Annotated in this window: 20 protein-coding genes and 1 pseudogene; 11 read left to right on the plus strand and 10 right to left on the minus strand. The window is 71.8% G+C overall.

The window, feature by feature from the left end; genetic code table 11:
* Nucleotides 1–170: 170 nt before the first annotated feature.
* The 5 genes from ACIBG6_RS11550 to ACIBG6_RS11570 all read left to right on the plus strand — a co-directional run bounded on the left by ACIBG6_RS11550 (nucleotide 171) and on the right by ACIBG6_RS11570 (nucleotide 4722).
* Nucleotides 171–1130, plus strand: coding sequence for a WxL protein peptidoglycan domain-containing protein (locus tag ACIBG6_RS11550; RefSeq protein ID WP_399222361.1), 960 nt, complete (start codon nucleotides 171–173; stop codon nucleotides 1128–1130).
* Between the two features lie 51 nt (nucleotides 1131–1181).
* Nucleotides 1182–2132 (plus strand): GTPase Era, encoded by a 951-nt coding sequence (gene era, locus ACIBG6_RS11555; RefSeq protein ID WP_399222362.1) that lies wholly within the window; start codon nucleotides 1182–1184, stop codon nucleotides 2130–2132.
* 214 nt (nucleotides 2133–2346) lie between these two features.
* The gene (locus ACIBG6_RS11560; RefSeq protein ID WP_399222363.1) at nucleotides 2347–3372 is read left to right on the plus strand and encodes a helix-turn-helix domain-containing protein; all 1026 of its coding nucleotides are present in this window, start codon (nucleotides 2347–2349) and stop codon (nucleotides 3370–3372) included.
* Between the two features lie 98 nt (nucleotides 3373–3470).
* Complete coding sequence (locus tag ACIBG6_RS11565) at nucleotides 3471–3827, plus strand: peptidase inhibitor family I36 protein (RefSeq protein WP_399222364.1); 357 nt, start codon at nucleotides 3471–3473, stop codon at nucleotides 3825–3827.
* 4 nt (nucleotides 3828–3831) lie between these two features.
* Nucleotides 3832–4722, plus strand: coding sequence for a hypothetical protein (locus ACIBG6_RS11570; protein WP_399222365.1), 891 nt, complete (start codon nucleotides 3832–3834; stop codon nucleotides 4720–4722).
* 49 nt (nucleotides 4723–4771) lie between these two features.
* On the opposite strand, the gene ACIBG6_RS11575 is transcribed toward ACIBG6_RS11570, so the two are convergent.
* Together ACIBG6_RS11575 and ACIBG6_RS11580 are read right to left on the minus strand one after the other, a co-directional pair.
* Nucleotides 4772–5035, minus strand: coding sequence for a protealysin inhibitor emfourin (locus ACIBG6_RS11575; RefSeq protein WP_399222367.1), 264 nt, complete (start codon nucleotides 5033–5035; stop codon nucleotides 4772–4774).
* A 20-nt stretch (nucleotides 5036–5055) separates the two neighbouring features.
* Entirely contained in the window at nucleotides 5056–6120 is a 1065-nt protein-coding gene (locus ACIBG6_RS11580) for a M4 family metallopeptidase (protein WP_399222368.1), read from the minus strand.
* 296 nt (nucleotides 6121–6416) lie between these two features.
* Between ACIBG6_RS11580 and leuA the strand changes: the two genes are divergently transcribed.
* The 3 genes from leuA to ACIBG6_RS11595 all read left to right on the plus strand — a co-directional run bounded on the left by leuA (nucleotide 6417) and on the right by ACIBG6_RS11595 (nucleotide 10666).
* Nucleotides 6417–8180, plus strand: coding sequence for a 2-isopropylmalate synthase (gene leuA, locus ACIBG6_RS11585; protein WP_399222369.1), 1764 nt, complete (start codon nucleotides 6417–6419; stop codon nucleotides 8178–8180).
* Between the two features lie 252 nt (nucleotides 8181–8432).
* A complete protein-coding gene (locus ACIBG6_RS11590) occupies nucleotides 8433–9842 on the plus strand; it encodes a choice-of-anchor A family protein (RefSeq protein ID WP_399222370.1) in 1410 nt (469 codons plus the stop codon).
* Nucleotides 9843–9973: 131 nt separating this feature from the next.
* A complete protein-coding gene (locus ACIBG6_RS11595) occupies nucleotides 9974–10666 on the plus strand; it encodes a TerB family tellurite resistance protein (protein ID WP_399222371.1) in 693 nt (230 codons plus the stop codon).
* A 14-nt stretch (nucleotides 10667–10680) separates the two neighbouring features.
* On the opposite strand, the gene ACIBG6_RS11600 is transcribed toward ACIBG6_RS11595, so the two are convergent.
* The 4 genes from ACIBG6_RS11600 to ACIBG6_RS11615 all read right to left on the minus strand — a co-directional run bounded on the left by ACIBG6_RS11600 (nucleotide 10681) and on the right by ACIBG6_RS11615 (nucleotide 16401).
* Nucleotides 10681–12054, minus strand: coding sequence for an FAD-binding oxidoreductase (locus tag ACIBG6_RS11600; protein ID WP_399222373.1), 1374 nt, complete (start codon nucleotides 12052–12054; stop codon nucleotides 10681–10683).
* Between the two features lie 166 nt (nucleotides 12055–12220).
* A complete protein-coding gene (locus ACIBG6_RS11605) occupies nucleotides 12221–13999 on the minus strand; it encodes a LuxR C-terminal-related transcriptional regulator (RefSeq protein WP_399222375.1) in 1779 nt (592 codons plus the stop codon).
* A 60-nt stretch (nucleotides 14000–14059) separates the two neighbouring features.
* Entirely contained in the window at nucleotides 14060–15430 is a 1371-nt protein-coding gene (locus ACIBG6_RS11610; protein WP_399222376.1) for an FAD-dependent oxidoreductase, read from the minus strand.
* A 137-nt stretch (nucleotides 15431–15567) separates the two neighbouring features.
* Nucleotides 15568–16401: a hypothetical protein gene (locus ACIBG6_RS11615; protein WP_399222377.1), complete on the minus strand. Its 834-nt coding sequence runs from the start codon at nucleotides 16399–16401 to the stop codon at nucleotides 15568–15570.
* 204 nt (nucleotides 16402–16605) lie between these two features.
* On the opposite strand from ACIBG6_RS11615, the pseudogene ACIBG6_RS11620 reads away from it, so the two are divergent.
* Nucleotides 16606–17116, plus strand: a pseudogene (locus ACIBG6_RS11620) (TetR/AcrR family transcriptional regulator).
* A gap of 54 nt (nucleotides 17117–17170) precedes the next feature.
* Here the strand turns inward: ACIBG6_RS11620 and ACIBG6_RS11625 are convergent.
* Nucleotides 17171–17365: a DUF397 domain-containing protein gene (locus ACIBG6_RS11625; RefSeq protein WP_399222379.1), complete on the minus strand. Its 195-nt coding sequence runs from the start codon at nucleotides 17363–17365 to the stop codon at nucleotides 17171–17173.
* Nucleotides 17347–18180 (minus strand): Scr1 family TA system antitoxin-like transcriptional regulator, encoded by an 834-nt coding sequence (locus tag ACIBG6_RS11630; protein ID WP_399222381.1) that lies wholly within the window; start codon nucleotides 18178–18180, stop codon nucleotides 17347–17349. Before ACIBG6_RS11630 ends, ACIBG6_RS11625 begins: the two co-directional genes overlap by 19 nt.
* Nucleotides 18181–18312: 132 nt before the next feature.
* Between ACIBG6_RS11630 and ACIBG6_RS11635 the strand changes: the two genes are divergently transcribed.
* On the plus strand, nucleotides 18313–18534 hold the full coding sequence (locus ACIBG6_RS11635; RefSeq protein WP_317595023.1) for a hypothetical protein: 222 nt from the start codon (nucleotides 18313–18315) through the stop codon (nucleotides 18532–18534).
* Nucleotides 18531–18746, plus strand: a complete 216-nt coding sequence (locus ACIBG6_RS11640; RefSeq protein WP_399222382.1) for a hypothetical protein — start codon at nucleotides 18531–18533, stop codon at nucleotides 18744–18746. The genes ACIBG6_RS11635 and ACIBG6_RS11640 overlap by 4 nt, the downstream gene beginning before the upstream one ends.
* Nucleotides 18747–18766: 20 nt before the next feature.
* Here ACIBG6_RS11640 and ACIBG6_RS11645 read toward each other — a convergent pair whose 3' ends face one another.
* Nucleotides 18767–19225 (minus strand): MarR family transcriptional regulator, encoded by a 459-nt coding sequence (locus ACIBG6_RS11645; protein ID WP_399222383.1) that lies wholly within the window; start codon nucleotides 19223–19225, stop codon nucleotides 18767–18769.
* Complete coding sequence (locus ACIBG6_RS11650; RefSeq protein WP_399222385.1) at nucleotides 19222–19836, minus strand: maleylpyruvate isomerase family mycothiol-dependent enzyme; 615 nt, start codon at nucleotides 19834–19836, stop codon at nucleotides 19222–19224. The genes ACIBG6_RS11645 and ACIBG6_RS11650 overlap by 4 nt, the downstream gene beginning before the upstream one ends.
* Nucleotides 19837–19900 lie beyond the last annotated feature (64 nt).

Raw genomic sequence — 19900 nt, forward strand, 5'->3', positions numbered from 1 at the left:
CTCGGCGAACCCGTGTCCGTCGACGGCGCGGCCCCCCCCCCCCACGCCCACCCCCCCCGCCCCCCCCACACCGGCCACCCCCCCCCCCCCCCCCGCCCCCCCCCCCCGCGGGGGGCGGCCGGGCCCCCCCCCCCCCCCCCCCCGCTCCGCACCCGGGGGTTCTCCGCACTGTGCGCAGCAAGCCGTACGTCCTCCTCCTGAGCGCGGTCGCCGCGCTCCTCGTATTCTTCGGCGCCGCGCCACAGGCCACCGCCGCCGAGAACGGCGAGTGGGCCGTCTACCCGGCCGCCGCCAAGCCCGGCAGCCGCCCGTACTACTACCTCTCCGTCGACCCCGGCACCTCGCTCACCGAGCGCGTCACCGTCACCAACAAGACCGCCGCCCCGCTCACCTTCCGGCTGTACGGCGCCGACGCCTACAACACCGACCGGGACGGCGGCTTCGCCATCCGGACGCAGGCGGAGAAGCAGACCGGGGCCGGTGCCTGGATCAAGCCCGAGCGGACCCGGGTCACCGTCCCGCCGCGCTCCGCCGTCACCGTCCCGTACACGCTGACCGTCCCCGCCGACGCCGACCCCGGCGACCACCCCGGCGCCCTCGTCGCCCTCGACGAGCGGATCAGCCCGAGCGGACAGGGCTCCGTCGCCGTCGGCGTCCAGCGCGCGGTCGGCGCCCGCGTCTACCTCCGGGTCAACGGGCCGACCGTCCCCGCCCTCGCCGTGGAGGACGTCACCCTCGAACAGGACCGGCCGCTCGTCCCCGGCGTCGGCGGGAGCAGCGCCCTCGTCACGTACACGCTCCACAACCGGGGCAACATCACCCTCAATCCCAAGGTCGTCCTCAAGGCCGAGGGACTCTTCGGCCGCACCCTCCTCGACCGCGACCTGGCGAAGGTCCCGTCCGAGCTGCTGCCCCGCCAGAAGATCCGGCTCACCGAGCGGTGGAGCGGATCCCCGCAGTTCGACTGGGGTGACGTGACCCTCACGGCCAGCGCGAAGGACGTGGAGGAGACCGGCACGGTGTCCTTCATGGCCCTGCCCTGGCTTGCCGCCGGGACCCTCCTCGTCGCGGCCGTGACCGGATTCCTCGGCCTCCGGATGCACCGCCGCCGGGCCCTGGACGAGGCCTGAGGCCGGTCCCGGGACGTACTGAGTACGTGAGGCGGGCGCTCATCGGGGACAATGGCCTCCATGAGCGCTCGCAACCAAGAAACCGAAGCCGTCCACCGGGCCGGCTTCGCCTGCTTCGTCGGCCGCCCCAACGCGGGCAAGTCCACCCTCACGAACGCTCTGGTCGGCCAGAAGGTGGCCATCACCTCGAACCGGCCGCAGACCACACGGCACACCGTCCGCGGCATCGTGCACCGCCCGGACGCGCAGCTGATCCTGGTCGACACCCCCGGCCTCCACAAGCCGCGCACCCTCCTCGGCGAGCGGCTCAACGACGTCGTGCGCACCACCTGGGCCGAGGTCGACGTGATCGGCTTCTGCCTGCCCGCCGACCAGAAGCTCGGCCCCGGCGACAAGTTCATCGTCAAGGAACTCGCCGCGATCAAGAAGACCCCCAAGGTCGCGATCATCACCAAGACCGACCTGGTCGACTCCAAGACGCTCGCCGAGCAGCTCATCGCGATCGACCAGCTCGGCAAGGAGCTGGGCTTCGAGTGGCAGCAGATCGTCCCGGTCTCGGCCGTCGGCGACAAGCAGGTCCAGCTCGTCGCCGACCTGCTCGTCCCGATGCTTCCGGAGTCCCCGCCGCTCTACCCGGAGGGCGACCTCACGGACGAGCCGGAGCAGGTCATGGTCGCGGAGCTGATCCGCGAGGCCGCGCTCGAAGGCGTACGGGACGAGCTGCCGCACTCCATCGCGGTGGTCGTCGAGGAGATGATCCCGCGCGAGAACCGCCCGGCGGACCGGCCGCTGCTCGACATCCACGCGAACGTGTACATCGAGCGCCCCAGCCAGAAGGGCATCATCATCGGCCCGAAGGGCAGCCGCCTCAAGGAGGTCGGCATGAAGTCGCGCAAGCACATCGAGGCGCTCCTCGGCACCCCGGTCTTCCTCGACCTCCACGTGAAGGTCGCGAAGGACTGGCAGCGGGATCCCAAGCAGCTGCGGAAGCTCGGCTTCTAGGGCAACCCTCCACCGTCCGGTCGGAGGCCGGCGCAGCCGTGCGAAGCCCGTGAGGCCCCCCGGGGCCGAGCGGTGCGAGTGCGGCATGGCAAGAGGTGTTCCCAAGCAGCTGCGGAAGCTCGGCTTCTAGTTCTGTAGTCCTCGCGTAGGCCTTCTGAAGGCCCTCGCGCCGCGTTGCTCCCCCGTGCGCTCGGCGCCATCATCCGGTCGGTACGTGTCCACGCGTACCGACCGGTCGAACATGGGGGAACACATGGACGTCGTCTTCGACAGTGACGTGTTACCGGCCGCCGCACGGGCCTCGGGCTGGCAGGAGCTCGCCGACAACGCCCTCTGCGTCACCCAGGTCCGCTACCCGGACGAGGGCAGTCTGAAGGTCCGGCTCAAGGCCGTGGCCCTGCGGGAGGGCGTCCAGCTCGCGGCGCTGACCTACGGCTCCCTGGCCTGCCGGCGGACCCCGGCGCTCATCAGGAGGTCGGATCCCGAGCTGTACCAGCTCGCCCTGATCACCGGCGGCCGGCAGAACCTGGAGCAGTGCGGCCGGCGGGTGTCGCTCGGCCGGGGCGAGCTCGTGCTGTACGACAGCTCACGGCCGTACGAGGCCTCGGTCACCGCCGACGGGGGCCTGGCCGACTCGCTCATCCTGAACGTCCCGAAGCACCTCCTGCCCTTCCGCGACGCCCACGTCTCCCGGCTCCTCGCCGTGCCGCTCTCCGCCCGGCAGGGCGTCGGCGGGCTCCTCGCCCGCTTCCTCACCGGCCTCGGCGAGGAGTTGCCGCACTGCACGCCCCAGGACACCGGCAGGCTGCAGAGCGCCGTCCTCGACCTGGCGGGCGCGGTCCTCGCGCACCACCTCGACCGGGAGCGGTCGCTGCCGTCCCACTCGCAGCAGCACGTCCTGTTCCTGCGGATCGAGTCGTTCATCCGCGCGCACCTGGGCTCCGAGGACCTGACACCGGCCGTCGTCGCCTCGGCGCACCAGATGTCCGTCCGCGCCCTGCACCGGCTCTTCGGCCATCACCACACGACGGTTGCCGCGTTCATCCGGCGTCAGCGCCTCGAACACTGCCGGCGCGACCTGACCGCCCTCCACCTCAGCCACCTCACGGTGCACGCCATCGGCACGCGCTGGGGATTCCCGCGGCCCGCCGTCTTCAGCCGGGTCTTCCGCAGTGCGTACGGGCTGCCGCCGGGCGAGTACCGGCACCGGGCCCTGCTCGGCGCGGGCACGCGAAGGTAACGAGTGGGCACGGAGTGCGAATGCCCCGGTGGGGTGGGGCTGGCTAGCGTCCTGCCCGGCGGTGGAACCCCCACCGACCGCAACGGGAGGAATCACCCATGCTGAAGAAGCTGATCGCGAGCGTCGCCGTCATCGCCGCGGCCGGGCTCGGCGCCGGCGTCACCGCCGCGCCGGCCGCCGCGGCCGCGTGTCCGTCCGGCGCGCTCTGCGCCTACCTGTACACGAACTACTCGGGCGACCCGGGCACGGTCTACGGCAACAACAGCAACCTGCTCCAGTACAACAAGTTCAACAACGCGGTGTCGGTGTCGAACTCGGGCAACGACTGCAGCGTCCGCATCTACAGCGGTACGGGCCGCACCGGCTCCTCCGTGAACATCCCCAGGGGCTACGGCATCGGCAACCTCTCCGGTACCGCCTTCTACAAGAACATCGCCTCGAACCACTGGTGCTGATGCCGTGAACCTGCGACCAGCGGCTCTGTTCGTCCTGTGCCTGCTGGCAGTGGGCGGGTGCTCCTCGGCACCCGCCCACCGGGACGCGAGCACCCTCCCCGTCCCCCTCGACGGGGCCACCGTCGTCCCGGAGCGGCAGGCCGGGACGCTGTACGAGGCCGAGGAACGGGCCGTCGACGCGTGCATGACCGGGCGCGGCTTCGCCTACGATCCCGTACCGGCCGGCCGCCGGCCCGTCTCCGCCAACCCGTACGGGCTGCTGACGGAGGACGCCGCGCAGGCCGACGGCTACGGCCTCGCGTCCGCCGCGCTCGACGGCCGCCCGGTCGACCCCAACGGCCCCGCCCTGGCGAAGCTGCCCGAGGCCCGGCGCACGGCCTGGCAGGTGGCGCTGATCGGTACGGGGAAGCGCCAGGTCACCCTGACGGCGAACGGGGCCCCGTCGCTGCGCGTCAACACCGACGGCTGCGTCTACCTGGCCCGCCGCGAGGTGTACGGCGCGGCGTGGGAGCAGGCGGAGGTCGACGCCACCGGAGCGAGCACGGAGGTCGTCGCCCGGGTCGCCGCCGCGCCCGCGTTCCTGGCGGCGCAGCGGACGTGGGCCGCCTGCATGGCGGAGCAGGGGGAAACGGTCACCACGGTCCAGGAGGCCCGCGGCCTCGTCCAGGACGCGGTGATCGCGGCGGGCGACGACCGCCAGGCGCTGCTGCGGGCGGGCCGCCGCGAGCAGGAACTGGCCCGGCGCGACGCGCTGTGCCAGGGCCGCGCCGACCTGGCGGAGGTCGTGCGCACCGCTCAGGAGGACGTCCAGTCCCGGCTGCCGAAGGCCTCGTGGGCCAAAGCCACCCAGGTCAGGGACCTCCGCGAGCGCGCCCTGCGCCGGACGGGCGCCTGACCCGGAGGCAGGACGGGCGCCTGAGCCGTGTGTCCCGGGGGGACACGGCTCAGGCGCCTTCCTTGAGGAGCTTCTTGATGAGGGTCCGCTGCGCGTCCGTGAGGCGCGGGTCGTGGCAGCGGACCGTGCGGTCGTCGACGGTGATCTCGTACGAGAAGCCGTCCGGCACGGCCCGGCCGTCGTCGCTCCCGTCCGCGAGGACGGCGACGGCCAGCGTGTGCCACTCGCCGGCGTCGGCCCTGCCCGAGGTGTCCACCTCCGCCGACCGCTCGATGCCCGCGAAACCGCCCGTGCGCCGCACTCGAATCCGCATGGGACCTGTGTACCAGCGGGTCAGTCGGTGGGCACCCCCACCGCCGCCCAGGCCTTCAGGACGGCCTGGATCTCCTCGCCGTCGCCGTACCGCGCCTTCGCCGCCGCGACCGTGGCCGCCGCGAACTCGGAGAAACGGGTCTCGGGGGTGAGCGTCCCGCCGGTCATCACGTCGTACCAGATCTGCCCGGGCCGCTCCCAGGCGTTCCCGCCGAGCTCGGTCGCCGCCAGGTAGAAGGCGTGGTTGGGGATGCCCGAGTTGATGTGCACCCCGCCGTTGTCCCGGCTCGTGCGGACGTAGTCGTCCATGTGGCCGGGCTGCGGGTCCTTGCCGAGGACGTCGTCGTCGTACGCGGTGCCCGGGGCCTTCATCGAGCGCAGGGCCGTGCCCTCCACGTTCGGGTGGAAGAGCCCCTCGCCGATCAGCCAGTCGGCCTGCCCGGCGGTCTGCCCGAGGGCGTACTGCTTCACGAGGGAGCCGAAGACGTCCGAGACGGACTCGTTGAGCGCGCCGGACTGGCTGAAGTACTCCAGGTTCGCCGTGTACTGGGTGAAGCCGTGGGCCAGCTCGTGGCCGATGACGTCCACGGGCAGCGTGAAGTCGAGGAAGATCTCGTCGTCGCCGTCGCCGAACACCATCTGCTCGCCGTTCCAGAAGGCGTTGCCGTAGTTCTCGTCGTAGTGGACGGAGGCCAGCAGCGGCAGCCCGGCGCCGTCCATCGAGTCCCGCCCGAAGGCGTTCAGGAAGAGGTCGAAGGTGGCGCCGAGGCCCGCGTACGCGCGGTTGACGGTGGCGTCGCCGGTCGCCTCCTCGCCCTCGGCGCGGACCCGGACGCCCGGCAGCTCGGTCCCGCGCTCGCAGTCGTACACGGTGCGGTGCGGCCGGCCGACGTCGGCGGGGGCGAGCGTGGGCGCGCTGCCGGGCAGCGGCAGCACCCGGCTCGTACGGGCCGAGGCGTCCGCGATGAGGGTGCGGCGGGCGGCGGCGGCGACGGCCGGGTTCGAGGAGCGCGCCAGGTGCTCCAGGAGGTGCGGGGGGACGATCGAGCAGAAGACCGGGGCGGAGTGATGCGAGTGGGGAGTCATCCTCGCAATGTGGCACCGCGTGACTCCACTGTCACGAGATGCGACGAGGATTGGCGAAATGGAGTGATGTGTCACTGATCGGCCTTGACGCGCGGGCCGTCCCGCATACTGGAACAGGACGTCCGTCTCCGGCGTCCCTGAGCTAGGCTGCGGCACATCATGCGTTTCGGGCTGCTTCTCCTTAGCTGCCGCGGCGAGGGCCTGTAGTCGTAGGCCGACCCCCTCCCCGCGGGACCTGGTGTTGCGTTCGACAGTCGGCCGTCCTTCTTGATGCTGGACCCGAGGAGCCCAACGCAATGAGCCAGTCCCCCTTCGTCAGCCGCCCCACGCCCGTCACCAACGCGACGCAGCTGCAGAAGCCGTCCGGGATGCCGATCCACAAGTACGGGCAGTACGAGGCCGTGCGGATCCCCGACCGCACCTGGCCCGAGCAGCGCATCACCAAGGCGCCCCGCTGGCTGTCGACCGACCTGCGCGACGGCAACCAGGCCCTGATCGACCCGATGTCCCCGGCCCGCAAGCGCGAGATGTTCGACCTGCTGGTGCGCATGGGCTACAAGGAGATCGAGGTCGGCTTCCCGTCCTCCGGCGAGACCGACTTCGCGTTCGTGCGCTCCATCATCGAAGAGGGCGCGATCCCGGACGACGTCACCATCTCCGTACTGACCCAGGCCCGCGAGGACCTGATCGAGCGGACCGTGGAGTCCCTGGTCGGCGCCAAGCGCGCCACCGTCCACCTGTACAACGCCACCGCGCCCACCTTCCGCCGGGTCGTCTTCCGCGGCTCGAAGGAGCAGATCAAGCAGATCGCCGTGGACGGCACCCGCCTGGTGATGGAGTACGCGGAGAAGCTGCTCGACGAGCGCACCACCTTCGGCTACCAGTACAGCCCCGAGATCTTCACCGACACCGAGCTGGACTTCGCCCTGGAGGTCTGCGAGGCGGTCTGTGACGTCTGGCAGCCGGGCCCGGGCCGCGAGATCATCCTGAACCTGCCCGCCACCGTGGAGCGTTCGACGCCGTCCACGCACGCGGACCGGTTCGAGTGGATGTCCCGGAACCTGACCCGCCGCGAGTACATCTGCGTGTCCGTCCACCCGCACAACGACCGCGGTACGGCGGTGGCCGCCGCCGAGCTGGCCATCATGGCCGGCGCCGACCGCATCGAGGGCTGCCTGTTCGGCCAGGGCGAGCGCACCGGCAACGTCGACCTGGTCACCCTGGGCATGAACCTGTTCAGCCAGGGCGTCGACCCGCAGATCGACTTCTCGCAGATCGACGAGATCCGCCGCACCAGCGAGTACTGCAACCAGATGGAGGTCCACCCGCGCCACCCCTACGCGGGCGACCTGGTCTACACCGCCTTCTCCGGCTCCCACCAGGACGCCATCAAGAAGGGCTTCGACGCGATGGAGGCCGACGCGGCCGCCAAGGGCGTCACCGTCGACGACATCGAGTGGGCCGTCCCGTACCTGCCGATCGACCCGAAGGACGTCGGCCGCTCCTACGAGGCCGTCATCCGGGTCAACTCGCAGTCCGGCAAGGGCGGCATCGCGTACGTCCTGAAGAACGACCACAAGCTGGACCTGCCCCGCCGGATGCAGATCGAGTTCTCGAAGATCATCCAGCAGAAGACCGACACCGAGGGCGGCGAGGTCACGCCGGCCGCGATCTGGTCCGTCTTCCAGGACGAGTACCTGCCCAACCCGCAGAACGCCTGGGGCCGCATCCAGCTGCGCTCCGGCCAGACCACCTCCGACACCGACGGCACGGACACGCTGACCGTCGAGGCGGTCGTCGACGGCGCCGAGACCGTGCTGTCCGGCTCCGGCAACGGCCCGATCTCGGCCTTCTTCGCCGCGCTGCAGTCGATCGGCGTGGACGCCCGTCTGCTGGACTACCAGGAGCACACGATGAGCGAGGGCGCGTCCGCGCAGGCCGCCTCGTACATCGAGTGCGCCATCGACGGTCAGGTCCTGTGGGGCATCGGCATCGACGCCAACACGACCCGCGCCTCGCTGAAGGCGGTCATCTCGGCGGTCAACCGCTCCGCCCGCTGACCCCCTGACGCGCTTCACGGCCGCTGCCCCGCACCCTTCCTCCCGGAGGGTGCGGGGCAGCTTTGCTTTCCAGCCCATGTGTGACCTGCGTCACGGTTTCAGGTTCGCTTAAGGAAGATCATGTCGCCATGTCGGATTCGGCGTCATATCAGGTGAGTTGACGGCACATCGGGGAATGGCGGAAGGTCGGCTCGTCCCCTCGGACACGCCCCCCACGCGCCCCCTTCGCACCTCCCTGACCTGGAGTTTCGTATGCGCACGACCGCTGCTGTGGCCGCTGTCCTCGCGGTGACCGGCACCGCCCTCGCCTGGGCCCCCGCCGTCTCCGCCGCCCCCGCCACGTCGTGCGCGACGCATCCGCTCGGCACGGCCGGCCTCTACGCCGAGTTCGTCGAGAAGGACTCCGTCCGCCACTCCGACTCCGAGGGCGCGGTCGCGGTCGGCGGCGACGCCACCTTCGGCGACCCGAAGCAGCCGTCGGGCTTCTCGATCGGCCACAAGCTCACCGGCGCCGACCTCGCGAAGCTGCCCGGCGGCCACAGCCTCGTCGTCGGCGGCACGCTGTACGCGAACCAGGTCGTCCTGGACAACGGCACGGGCATCGCCGGCAAGGTCGTCGACCGCTCCACCCCGGGGCAGGGCTTCGGCGTCGACGGCGACAAGGTCACGGAGGGCGCCTCCCCGGCCTCCCCGGTCGACTTCGCGAAGGAGTTCGCCGGCCTGCGCGCGCTCTCCACCGGCTGGGCGGGCACCGCGCCCAACGGCACGGTGGCCGGCGACAAGGACGCCCAGGGCCTGTTCCTCACCGGTACGAGCACCGAGCTCAACGTCTTCGCGGTGGACGCCGCCGACCTGGAGAAGGCCCGGGCGATCACGCTCAAGGTCCCGGCCGGCTCCTCCACCCTCGTGAACGTCCTCGGCGCCTCGTACGACATGAGCAAGTCCGCCACCTACGGCGTCTACTACCAGGGCGCGGACGGCACGGCCCCGGTCATCGACGACTACACCCTGGCGAGCGACGAGTTCCGCCAGATCCGCTCCAAGCTGCTGTGGAACTTCCCGCAGGCCGAGAGCGTGAAGAAGAACTACACCTCCTGGCCGGGCACGATCCTCGCGCCGAACGCCACGGTCGAGATGGGTAGCGGGAACGTCGGCCCCGGCCACGTCAACGGCTCCGTCATCGCCGAGTCCCTGAAGACCGTCCCCGGCGCCGAGACCCACCAGATGAACTTCGCCGGCTGCCTCCCGAAGGAGACCACCCCCGGCGAGGTCGTCACCCCGCAGCCGCCGACGCCGACCGAGACGGCCGTCCCCACCCCGCCCGCGACCCCCGAGCCCACCCCGAGCGAGGGCGGCGGGACGCCCACGGCCCCCGCGACCCCGGAGACCCCGGGCGCCTCCGAGACGCCCGGGACCTCCGCGTCCCCGTCGACGCCCGCCGGCACCCCCGAGGCCTCGGAGACCCCGGCCGGCCCGGGAACCCCCGACGAGGCCACCACCGCCCCGGCCGCGCCCTCGACGGCGCCGCCCGCCACCCCGGAGGGTGATCTCGCGACGACCGGTTCGGCCATCGGACCCGGCACGATCGGTGCCGCGGCGGCCGCCGTCCTCGTCGGCGGAGGCTTCCTGGCCTTCGCAAAGCGCCGCCGCCGCGCCTCCTGAGGTTTCGCGGACGGTGTCGTGTCTCGGCCATCTCCACGGCGATCTGCTGACGGGGTGCTGACGCCACATCAAGGATGTGGCTAACATCACGCCAACGCCGGCAGTGCAGCCGGGCCGTTGAGGAGGTGCGTATGCGGTCTGCCCGGAATCCACGTGGCGGGAAAGTGGGCGTCTGCGGAATCCGCACCTCCTGGAACACGGTCGGAGACGGCGAGTTCTTCTGCGAGGAGTGCGGCGGCGACCGGAACTACCGGCGGCGCACCGGCCGCCGCAGGTTCGCCGTCCTGGGCGTCCCCGTCCTTCCCCGGGGCTGTACGGGCCCCGTCGTCGAGTGCGCGGCCTGTCACACGCACTTCGGTACGGAGGTCCTCGACCGTCCGACGACGAGCCGCTTCTCCGCGATGCTGCGGGACGGCGTGCACACCGTCGCGCTTGCCGTGCTCGCGGCCGGCGGCACCGACTCCCGCGCGGTCCTCGACCGAGCCGTGAGCGCGGTCCGGTCCGCCGGCTTCGCCGAGTGCACGGCCGTCCAGCTCGTCGACCTCGTCGAGGCCCTGGAGGCCGACACCGGGCGCTTCATGCCCGAGGTGAACCCCGAGGGCAGCCTCCTCGCGATCGAGCTCCACGAGGCCCTGGAGCCGCTCACCCCGCACCTGGCGCCCGCCGGGCGGGAGTCGATCCTGCTCCAGGCCGCCCGCATCGCCCTCGCCGACGGCGTCTACAGCCCGACCGAGATGGAGGTCCTCGGGACCGTCGGGAACGCGCTCGCGCTGGCCCCCGACGACACCGTCCGCCTCCTCGCCTCGGCGCGGACGGTGTCGTAGTCCCGCTGTCTGCCCTACGGTGCGATGTTCTGGTTCAGCCGGAACACGTTCTCGGGGTCGTACCGGCGCTTGACCGTACGCAGCCGGTCGAAGTTCTGCCGGTAGTTGACCCGCACCCGGTCCTGGTCGTCGGTGTCCATGAAGTTCACGTACCCGCCCTCCTCGGTGTGCGGGCGCAGCGCCTTGTCGTAGGCGCGGGTCCAGGCGATGTTCGCCTCCGCGTCCGCCGCACCGGTCGACCAGGTCGCGCCGATGGAGTGCGAGAGGTCGGCGTCCCGGTAGGCGAACGCGGTCTCCTCCGGACCCACCTCGTGGCAGGCCCCGTCGATCGGGAAGATCGCGGTGTCCGACTCCATCGACGGCATCGTCTCGCCGAACGTCATGTGGGCGTCGATCGCGCCGTCCGTGAGCCCGCGGCTGAAGTTGCCCTTCCAGTAGTGGAAGAGCCCCGGCGGCAGCTGCTCGTCGAAGACGGTGTTGATCACCGGGTACGGCATCCGCTCCATGAACCGGCCGACGACCGGGCCGAGCCCGTCCAGGCGGGTCAGGACCTTGTCGTCGTCCGCCGCCGGGCCGCTGAAGCAGGTGAACGCGGCGCAGATCGGGCGGCCGTGCCAGCGCTCCGGCAGGAACGGTTCCTCGGGGCCGAGCGCGATCACGAGGATCGAGTTGAGCTCGACCGGCGCGTCCTCGTTCATCCGCTGCCAGGCGCGGGCGACGTCCGGGCTGAGCGGGTAGCAGGTCAGGCCGCCGAAGACGTCCGACACCGGGTGCAGCCGGTACGCGAGCGAGACGGCGATCCCGAAGTTCCCGCCGCCGCCGCGCAGCGCCCAGAACAGGTCCGGATGCCGTTCGGCGTCGCAGGAGACGAGCGTGCCCTCGGCGGTCACGACGTCCGCCGCGATCAGGTTGTCGCAGCTCAGCCCGCAGCGGCGGGCCAGGTGGCCCATGCCGCCGCCGAGCGTCAGGCCGCCGATGCCGGTCGTGGAGATCACCCCGCCGGTGGTGGCGAGCCCGAAGGCGTGGGTGGCGTGGTTGAAGTCGCCCCAGGTGGCGCCGCCCTCGGCCCGGGCCGTACGGGCCTCCGGGTCGACCCGCACGCCCCGCATCCGGGACAGGTCGACGACGAGGCCGTCGTCCACGGTGCCGAACCCGGCGACCGAGTGGGAACCGCCGCGCACGGCGAGCGGGAGGGAGTGCTCCCGGGCGTACAGCACCGATGCCATGACGTCGCCCGCGTCCACGGCGTGGACGACGACTTCCGGCCGGCGGTCGTGCAGGGCGTTGTAGACCCGGCGGTCGACGTCGTACGACGGGTCGCCGCGGGTCACGACGGTGCCGCGCACGGCACCGCGGAGCGTGTCCAGGGGGTTGGTCGTGGTGGTCATGGTTCCGGTGTAGCCCGGGGGAGCCGGGCGGGGCATCGCCCGTACCGCCCATCCGACCACCCGACGGGGGATGGGCCGTTCGCACCAGGGCGCAGGGCGCAGGGCGCAGGGCGCAGGGCGCAGGGCGCAGGGCGCAGGGGGCGCAGGCCGTCGGGCGCCGGGCGTGTCAGAGCAGGTCGTGGGCGTACGCGTAGGCCGTCGCCGCCGAGCGGGAGCTCACGTCCAGCTTGGCGAAGATGTTGTTCAGGTGGCGGGAGACCGTGTGCTCGCTGATCACGAGGGCCTGGGCGATGTCCTTGTTCGTCCCGCCCCCGGCCACCAGCCGCAGCACCTCCGCCTCGCGGGCCGTGAGGCCGCCCGGCTGCCGGTGCCGCTTCCCGCCGGTGAGCAGCGCCGCCGCGCGCCGGGTGTCCGGTACGGCTCCGAGCCGCTCGAACACCGTCCGCGCCGCCCCCAGCTCAAGCCGGGCCGCCTCCTCGTCGCCCACCGCCCGGTCGGCCGCCGCGAGCAGCATCCGCACCTGCGCGGCCTCGTACGGGACGCGGAGCTCCAGCCAGCCGGCGAGCGCCGCCCGCAGCAGCCGCAGCGCGGGGCCCGTGCGGGCCTCGGCCAGGGCGACCGCGCCCTGGGCCGTGTCGGCCGTCGCCCGCAGCAGCGGTACGTCCCCGGCCAGCGCGTCCAGCTCCGCCGCGGCCCGGGCAGCGCCCGGCACGTCCCGGACGGCCAGGGCCACCTCCGTACGGGCGGCGAGCAGCCGGGCCCGGCCCAGGAGGTCGTGGTGCGGGTCGCTCTGGCAGGCGAGGGCGAGGTCGACGCCCGCGACGGCCGCGTCGGCCCTGCCCTGGGCGAGGCGCAGCAGCGCGAGCCCGGGCTGCGGGATCCGGCCCAGTTCATGGGCGTGCGCGTACGACGCGGCGGCCTCGTCGAGGCGGCCCTGCCGCCGCTGGACGTCCCCGGCGGCGTAGAACGAGGCGGCGGCCGATTCCAGACAGTCCACGGGCACCTCACGGCAGGCCTGCCGGGCCTCCTCCTCGGCGAGCGCCCAGCTGCCGAGGAGGTCGAGGACCTCGACGCGGTGGGCCCGGCAGACGCCCCGGAAGGGGTTCTCGCCGGAGGCCGGAGCCAGGGCCGGGACAGGGGTCATGGCCGGGGCGGCCGCGGTCGTCGTCTCCGTACCCGCTTCCGGCCTCGGCTCCGCCGGGCGGCCCGTCCACGGGGGCGCGCACCACTCCATCGCCGCGTGCGTCCACTCCACGGCCCGCCCGAAGTCCGCCGCCTCCATGCACTGGGTGAGGGCCAGGCAGTACAGCCAGCCCGTGAACATGCTGCTCAGCTCGCCGGCGGTGACCGAGCACATCGCGTCGTCGAGGAGGGCGAGGGCCTCGGTCCTGCGGCCGTTCGCGAGGAGGACCGCGGACTCGGCCTGGCGGCTGAGGGCGACGAGGTCGGGGCTGGCGGAGCGGAGGGCGAGGCGGGTCATGCGGCGGGCCGCGGCGAGGGCGGCGGCCCGGTCGCCGTGCTGCGCGGCCTCCTCGGCGTCCGTCCAGGCGAGGAAGCACTGCTCGGGGCAGGGCGGCAGGTCCTCCAGGTGGTGCCGGGCCCGGTGCAGCCAGCCGGCCGCCGCGGCCGGCCGGCCGAGGCTCTGGTACTCGTAGTGCAGCCACCAGGCGGCGAGCCCGGCGCCCCGGTGGTCACCGGCCGCGAGGAAGGCGGCGTGGGCGCGGAGGCGGGCGGTGACGGACTCGTCGATGTGCCCCGACCACCAGGCGGCGTCGGCGAGCACGGACAGGTCGTCGGCGGTGAGACCGCGGGAGGGGTGCAGGTCGTGGGCGTGGAGCAGCGCGTACGCCTCGGCCCAGGATTCCCGCCCGGCCGCGTCCCGGGCGCGCTCGACGGCGTCGGCGGTGTCGGACGTCTGCGGCGTGTGGAGCGTGGGTGCGGACATGGCTTCGCCTCTTCCCGGTCCTCTCAGAGTAGGACCGGGAAGAGGCGGAGGCGCGGGTGACTACTGGATGGCGCCGCTCGCGCGCAGCATGTCCTCGCGCTCGACGATCTTCACGCGCTCGCGGCCCTGCGGCTCGCCGAGCGCCTTCTCGGCGGCGTCCAGGGCGTACCAGCCCTCCCACGTCGTGTACGTGATGCCCTTGCCCTCCAGGAAGGACACGACCGCGTCCGTCTCCGGGGTCTCGGGCGTCAGCAGACGGCCGTTCGCGAAGTCGTCCAGGAGGTTCGCCACGGTCTCGTTGGCGTCGCCCTTGGTGTGACCGATGAGGCCGACGGGGCCGCGGCGGATCCAGCCGGTGCAGTACGTGGAGGCCATGTGCTCGCCGGTCTCCTCGATGACCCGGCCGCCCTCGTCCGGCACGGTGCCGCTGGCGACGTCCCAGGGGATCTTCGGCAGCTCGTCCGAGAGGTAGCCGACGGCGCGGTAGACGGCCGAGACGTCCCAGTCGGTGGTGGCGCCGGTGCCCTTGACGTTGCCGGTGCCGTCGAGCTCGGTGCGCTCGGTGCGGAGACCGACGACCTTGCCGTCCTCGCCGAGGATCTCGACGGGCGACTCGAAGAAGTGCAGGAAGAGCTTGTGCGGGCGGTCGCCGATGTCGCGGATCGCCCAGTTCTCCAGGGTCTTGGCGACCATGTCGGTCTGCTTGTTCTTGCGCCGCTCGGCGATCGAGCCGTCGTCGTAGTCGATGTCCTCGGGGTTGACGATGACCTCGATGGTGGGGGAGTGGTCCAGCTCGCGCAGCTCCATGGGGCTGAACTTGGCCTGGGCCGGGCCGCGACGGCCGAAGACGTGGATCTCGACGGCCTTGTTCACCTTGAGGCCGTCGTAGACGTTCGCCGGGATCTCGGTCGGCAGCAGCTCGTCGCCGGTCTTGGCGAGGATGCGGGCGATGTCGAGGGCCACGTTGCCGACGCCGAGGACGGCGACCTTCTCGGCCTCCAGGGGCCAGGTGCGCGGGACGTCCGGGTGGCCGTCGTACCAGGAGGCGAAGTCGGCGGCGCCGTACGAACCGTCGAGCTCGACGCCGGGGATGCGGAGCTCGCGGTCGGCCATGGCGCCGGTCGAGAAGATCACGGCGTCGTAGAACGAGCGCAGGTCGTCGAGGTGGACGTCCGTGCCGTAGTCGACGTTGCCGAAGAGGCGGACCTGCGGCTTGTCGAGGACCTGGTGAAGGGCTTTGACGATGCCCTTGATCCGGGGGTGGTCGGGGGCGACGCCGTAGCGGATGAGGCCGAAGGGGGCCGGCATCCGCTCGAAGAGATCGATGGACACGCCCGGTTCGGCGGCGGCCTCGGACTTCAGCAGCGCATCGGCGGCGTAGATTCCGGCGGGGCCGGCGCCGACGATCGCGACCCGGAGGGGGCGGGGCATGACGGGATTCCCTTCGCAAGCGAGGTGGCGGCGAAGCCGCCGACACTTAGGTCACCCTAAATAACAACACACGCGAAGCGGTACCCGGGCCCGGTCTATGGACTCATAAGGTGAACTTATGACTTCCATAAGTGTGGCTAGGCGGGTTCCGAGAGGTCGAGGCTACCGGTGAAGGTCTGGACGACCATCGCGATCATGGTGGCGTAGAAGCCGACCGCGCAGAGGGCGCAGAACAGGCCGAAGCAGAGCTCTCCGCGCCGGAAGAGCGTGGTCCGGGGGAGGATCACGTCCGCCGGGTTCGCGGGGTCGTAGCTGATCGTGGTGGACATTCTGCCCGGCCAGGTGGTCACGTGACGGACCAGGCCCGCGGGGTCCGTGTACAGGTACATCCCCCGCCGGCCCGGTGCCTCCACGGCGAGGGTGGTGATGCCGTGCCGCGTGAGACGGAACTCGCGGTACCAGCTGTGCAGCGAGAGGAGGCTCGTGACGGCGGAGGCCGCCGCGACGAAGCCCAGGGGCACGAAGAGGACGATGCCGGCCGGCTGCCCGGCGACGCCGATGAGGACGCAGAGGAGGACGACCGGGGCGACGGTGGCGGCGGACCACCACGTGACGAGCCGGATCTTCCGCTCCCGTGCGCTGACGGGCCGGGTGTGCGTCTCGACGAGCGCGGTCCCGTCGGCCGCCGTGTCCCGCCCGACGGTCTCGGGCAGAGCGGCGTTCACGGTCGCGGCGAACATGACGGCCGACGCCTCGCTCACCCCGTCGATCCGATGCGTGTACGACGTCGCTCCGGCCGGTGCCGTCAGCTCGACCGTGAGGGACCGCCCCTCGGTGCGGACCTGCGCGATGGCGGCGAGGGGGATGCGTACCTCGTCGTGACGGCGGGACAGGAGAAGCGCGTCGCCCTCGTGTTGGAGGGTGGACTTCCCGCTGCCCTGGACGACGGGTATGGACGGAGTGGTCGACATGGGCATGATCGTAAGGGCGGGCTGACCGCCGGTGAAGCCCGTGTCCGCCGTGCGTACGGCTCGGTGGCCGGAGCCCGCTGTGCCCCAGGAGCCCTCGGGCTGCTCGTGCACCAGGACCCAGACCCGCCCGGCGGCGTTCAGGACCCTGCGAGCTCGCGCCGGACGCCCGCGCGGCCCTCCTCGGTCGGGGAGCCGGTCTCAGTCGTGACCGAGTCCAGCCCACAGGCGCGCGAGCGGATCGTGGCCGGCGCGGCCCGACATGATCCGGCGGCGCGGCCTGAACGCGACGAGCATCCGCGAGACGGCCAAGCGCGCGAAGGCGCCGCTCGGCTCCACGGACCACTACTTTCCCGGCGGCAAGCAACAGCTCTCCGCCGAGGCCGTCCGGTACGCGGGGGGCGTCATCGCCCGCAGCCTGCGCAAGGAGCTGGAGGCGGGCCCGGTCGCCGGGCTGCGCGCCCTGCTCGACCTCTGGCGCAAGACGGCTCGTCGGCACGGACTTCCACGCGGGCTGCACGGTCCTCGCCGTCGCCATCGAGGAACCCCCGGTCGCCGAGGTCCGCCCGTCCTCGCGGCCGCCGCCGAGGTCGCCACGCTCGTCGTCGCGTCCGTGGAGGGAACGGTGGCGATGTGCCGCGCCAAGCGCTCCACGGAGCCGCTGGACCGGGTGGCGCGGCAGCTGGAGGCCGTGGTCGCCGGGGCGATCAGCCCTTGAGCGTCGTGGCGACCAGCCGGCCGCTGCCGCGCAGGACGAGGGAGGGGGCGGTCGTCATCTGGCGATACCGGTGACGAACGCGGACCAGGCGGCGGCGGGCACGATCAGGACGGGGCCGTCGGTGACCTTGCTGTCCCGGACGGGGACGACGCCGGTGAAGCCCGTTGAGACCTCGACGCATTCACCGCCCTCGCCGTTGCTGTAGCTGCTCTTGAACCACTGGGCGTTGCTCAGGTCGTACTCGCGCATCGTCTGAAGTCCTCCGCCGCCGACTCGATCAGGGCAAGGGACGCCTCCGGCGACAGCGTGGCGACCCTGAGCAGATCGTAGGCGCGCTGCGCGCGCTTCACCACAGCCGGATCGTCCAGGAGCGTCCCCGAAAACGAGGTCTCCGTATAGGCCGTTGGCGGTTGGTCCTCGAACTCCATGAGTCGCAGCATGCCGTTCATGGAGGCATGCGCTCCGACCGATCGGGGGATCACCGTCACCAGGACCCATCGGGCCCTGATCAGGCTTGCGATGTGGTCGAGCTGCGCAGCCATGACCGCAGGGCCGCCTACAGGGTTGACCAATGTGTTCTCGTGGAGCACGACCCAAAACTCGGGCCTTGTAGCGTCCATGAGGATCCTCGCCCGGTCTATCCGCGAGGTCACCTTCTCCTCGACGTACTCCTCCGTCGCGAAGGGGTTCGCCGCCAGCGTCACCGCCCGTGCGTACTCCGCCGTCTGGAGCAGGCCGGGCACCACCAGCGGCGCGAACTCGCAGATCCTCGTCGCCACCGCCTCCAGCTCCGCCACCTCGTGGAAATAGGAGGCGTACGGCGACTTGTTGATGAGTTTGCGTACCGTCCGTTCGAAAATACCGCCGGTTTGTAGTACCTCGTCGATTCTCTGCGCCACATCCAGCTGCGGCTTTCGAATTCCCTGCTCGAACAGCCCGATGTATCCACCGGACACGAACACTCGTCCGCCCAGTTCGCCCTGTGAGAGCCCCGCCGCCTCGCGGCGCTCCTTGAGGAGCTCCCCGAAGAACTCCCACGCTTCGTCCTGCTTGCCCTTGGCCATGGATTAACTCCCCAACCCTACGCCGCAGTTGTACGGCCTGCGCGTCTGCCGATTCTACGGATCCCGCCCCACCCTGGAGAGGCGAAGCAGGAAATGGATTCAGAAAGGCATACGTTGGTGAAGGAAGACATCATGAAGACGACCGCGGGGGCCATCGAAGCCGCACAAGAGGCAGTGACGGAATTGCGCGAGGCGCTCGCGAGGGCGGGAATCACGCTCCCCTCGCTAGGGCTCGACGTCGTCACCCTCGCCGCCGACCCTCCGAGGCCGCTCGTCGAATTGGGATGCTGCACGGCGGAAACGGCACGGCTCATCGCGGCCGCCCTACTGCCGGGGGAGGAGAGCGGGACATGACACTGTCGATCGGGTCGTACGTCGTGGAGATCCGTACCGGACGGGTCGGGAGAGTGATGGGCCACGAGGGGCCCTACGTCCAGATCCGGCCGCTCGGTGGCGGGCGCGAGTGGGACGTGGAGCCCGAGGGCGTACGCGAGGCGACCTCGTCCGAGCGACTGAGCGCAGCCACGGCTCACGTCAACGCCCGGAGCCGGGGCGAGGTGCCCTGAACCCTCCCTCGGTACGGCTGTCAGGCCGGTGACACGTCTCCGCCCGCGTTGCGGATCATGCGCTGGAGGACCTTGAGGGTGATCAGGTACTCCTCGTCCGTGACGCCGGCGTGTACGTGTCCCCGGCCGGCCCGTTGCGTCCGGGCGGCGTGCGCGTGCAGCGTCCTGCCGTCGTCGGTGATCCGGAGGCGGCCGTCCGCGTCCAGGACGAGCAGGGTCCGTTCCAGCAGGAGGTCGATGTCGGGCGCCAGGCCCGCGGCACCGATGTCCAGATTGGCCTGATGGGCGGCGATCACCTCGTCCCGGGTGGCGCCGTCCTCGCCGTGCAGTACCTGGTGCAGCACCCACCACTGGGGCTGGGTGATCCCGATCGCCGCGAGCCGCCCCCTGACGTAGGCCGACAGGGTCTTGTTCGCGGCCCACGTCCAGTAGCCGATCGGCTGGTTCACCAGCTCCTCGTCCTCGTGCGAGTACGTCATGAGGCTTCCTTCTCTGCGGGTCGGTCGAGCGTGCGTCCGTAAGCGAGCAGGAGGAGCTCCTGGGCCGGGCGGCTCACTACCAGAGCTCCTGTTCCGTACGACCAGTCCAGGTCCGTGGCCCGCAGGGTGACGCCTTCGAGGTCCGCCTTGAAGAAGCGGATCGTCTTCGGGGTGACGGTCTCCAGCAGGATCCGCAGGCGTTTCTCCGGGACCCGGCGCCCGAGGCCGAGCGGGACGGTGATGTCCAGGCCGTGGACCACGTCGTGGCCGAGGGCCGTCTCCAGGCCGCCGACCGGCGGCTTCCACGGGTGGTGGGCGTTGTCCCGCAGCGCCGCCGCGAGTTCGCGCGGGGTGAGGGCGGCGGCGTCCCGGCGGGCGAGGCGGTCGGTCATCCGGTGCAGGTTGCCGCGCGCTCGGGCGATTTCCAGCGCCGTCCTGCCGAACGAGTACCGGAACCCCATGCTCAGGTGCCCGGCGACCTCCCGTACGCGCCACCCGCCGCACAGCGACGGCGCCTCCCACTGCTCGTCGGTCAGTCCGTCCAGGACGTCCGCCAGTTCGCGCCGCTCGGCCGCGATCTCCGCCCGCATCTCCGTCGCCGTGGTCTCCATGATCCCCAGCGTGCCGAGGCGCCTTTCAGAAGTCCAAGAGCGGGTTCTTCTCCTCACTAGAATT

It is taken from the genome of Streptomyces sp. NPDC050842 (genome assembly GCF_044456565.1).
Taxonomy (GTDB): domain Bacteria; phylum Actinomycetota; class Actinomycetes; order Streptomycetales; family Streptomycetaceae; genus Streptomyces.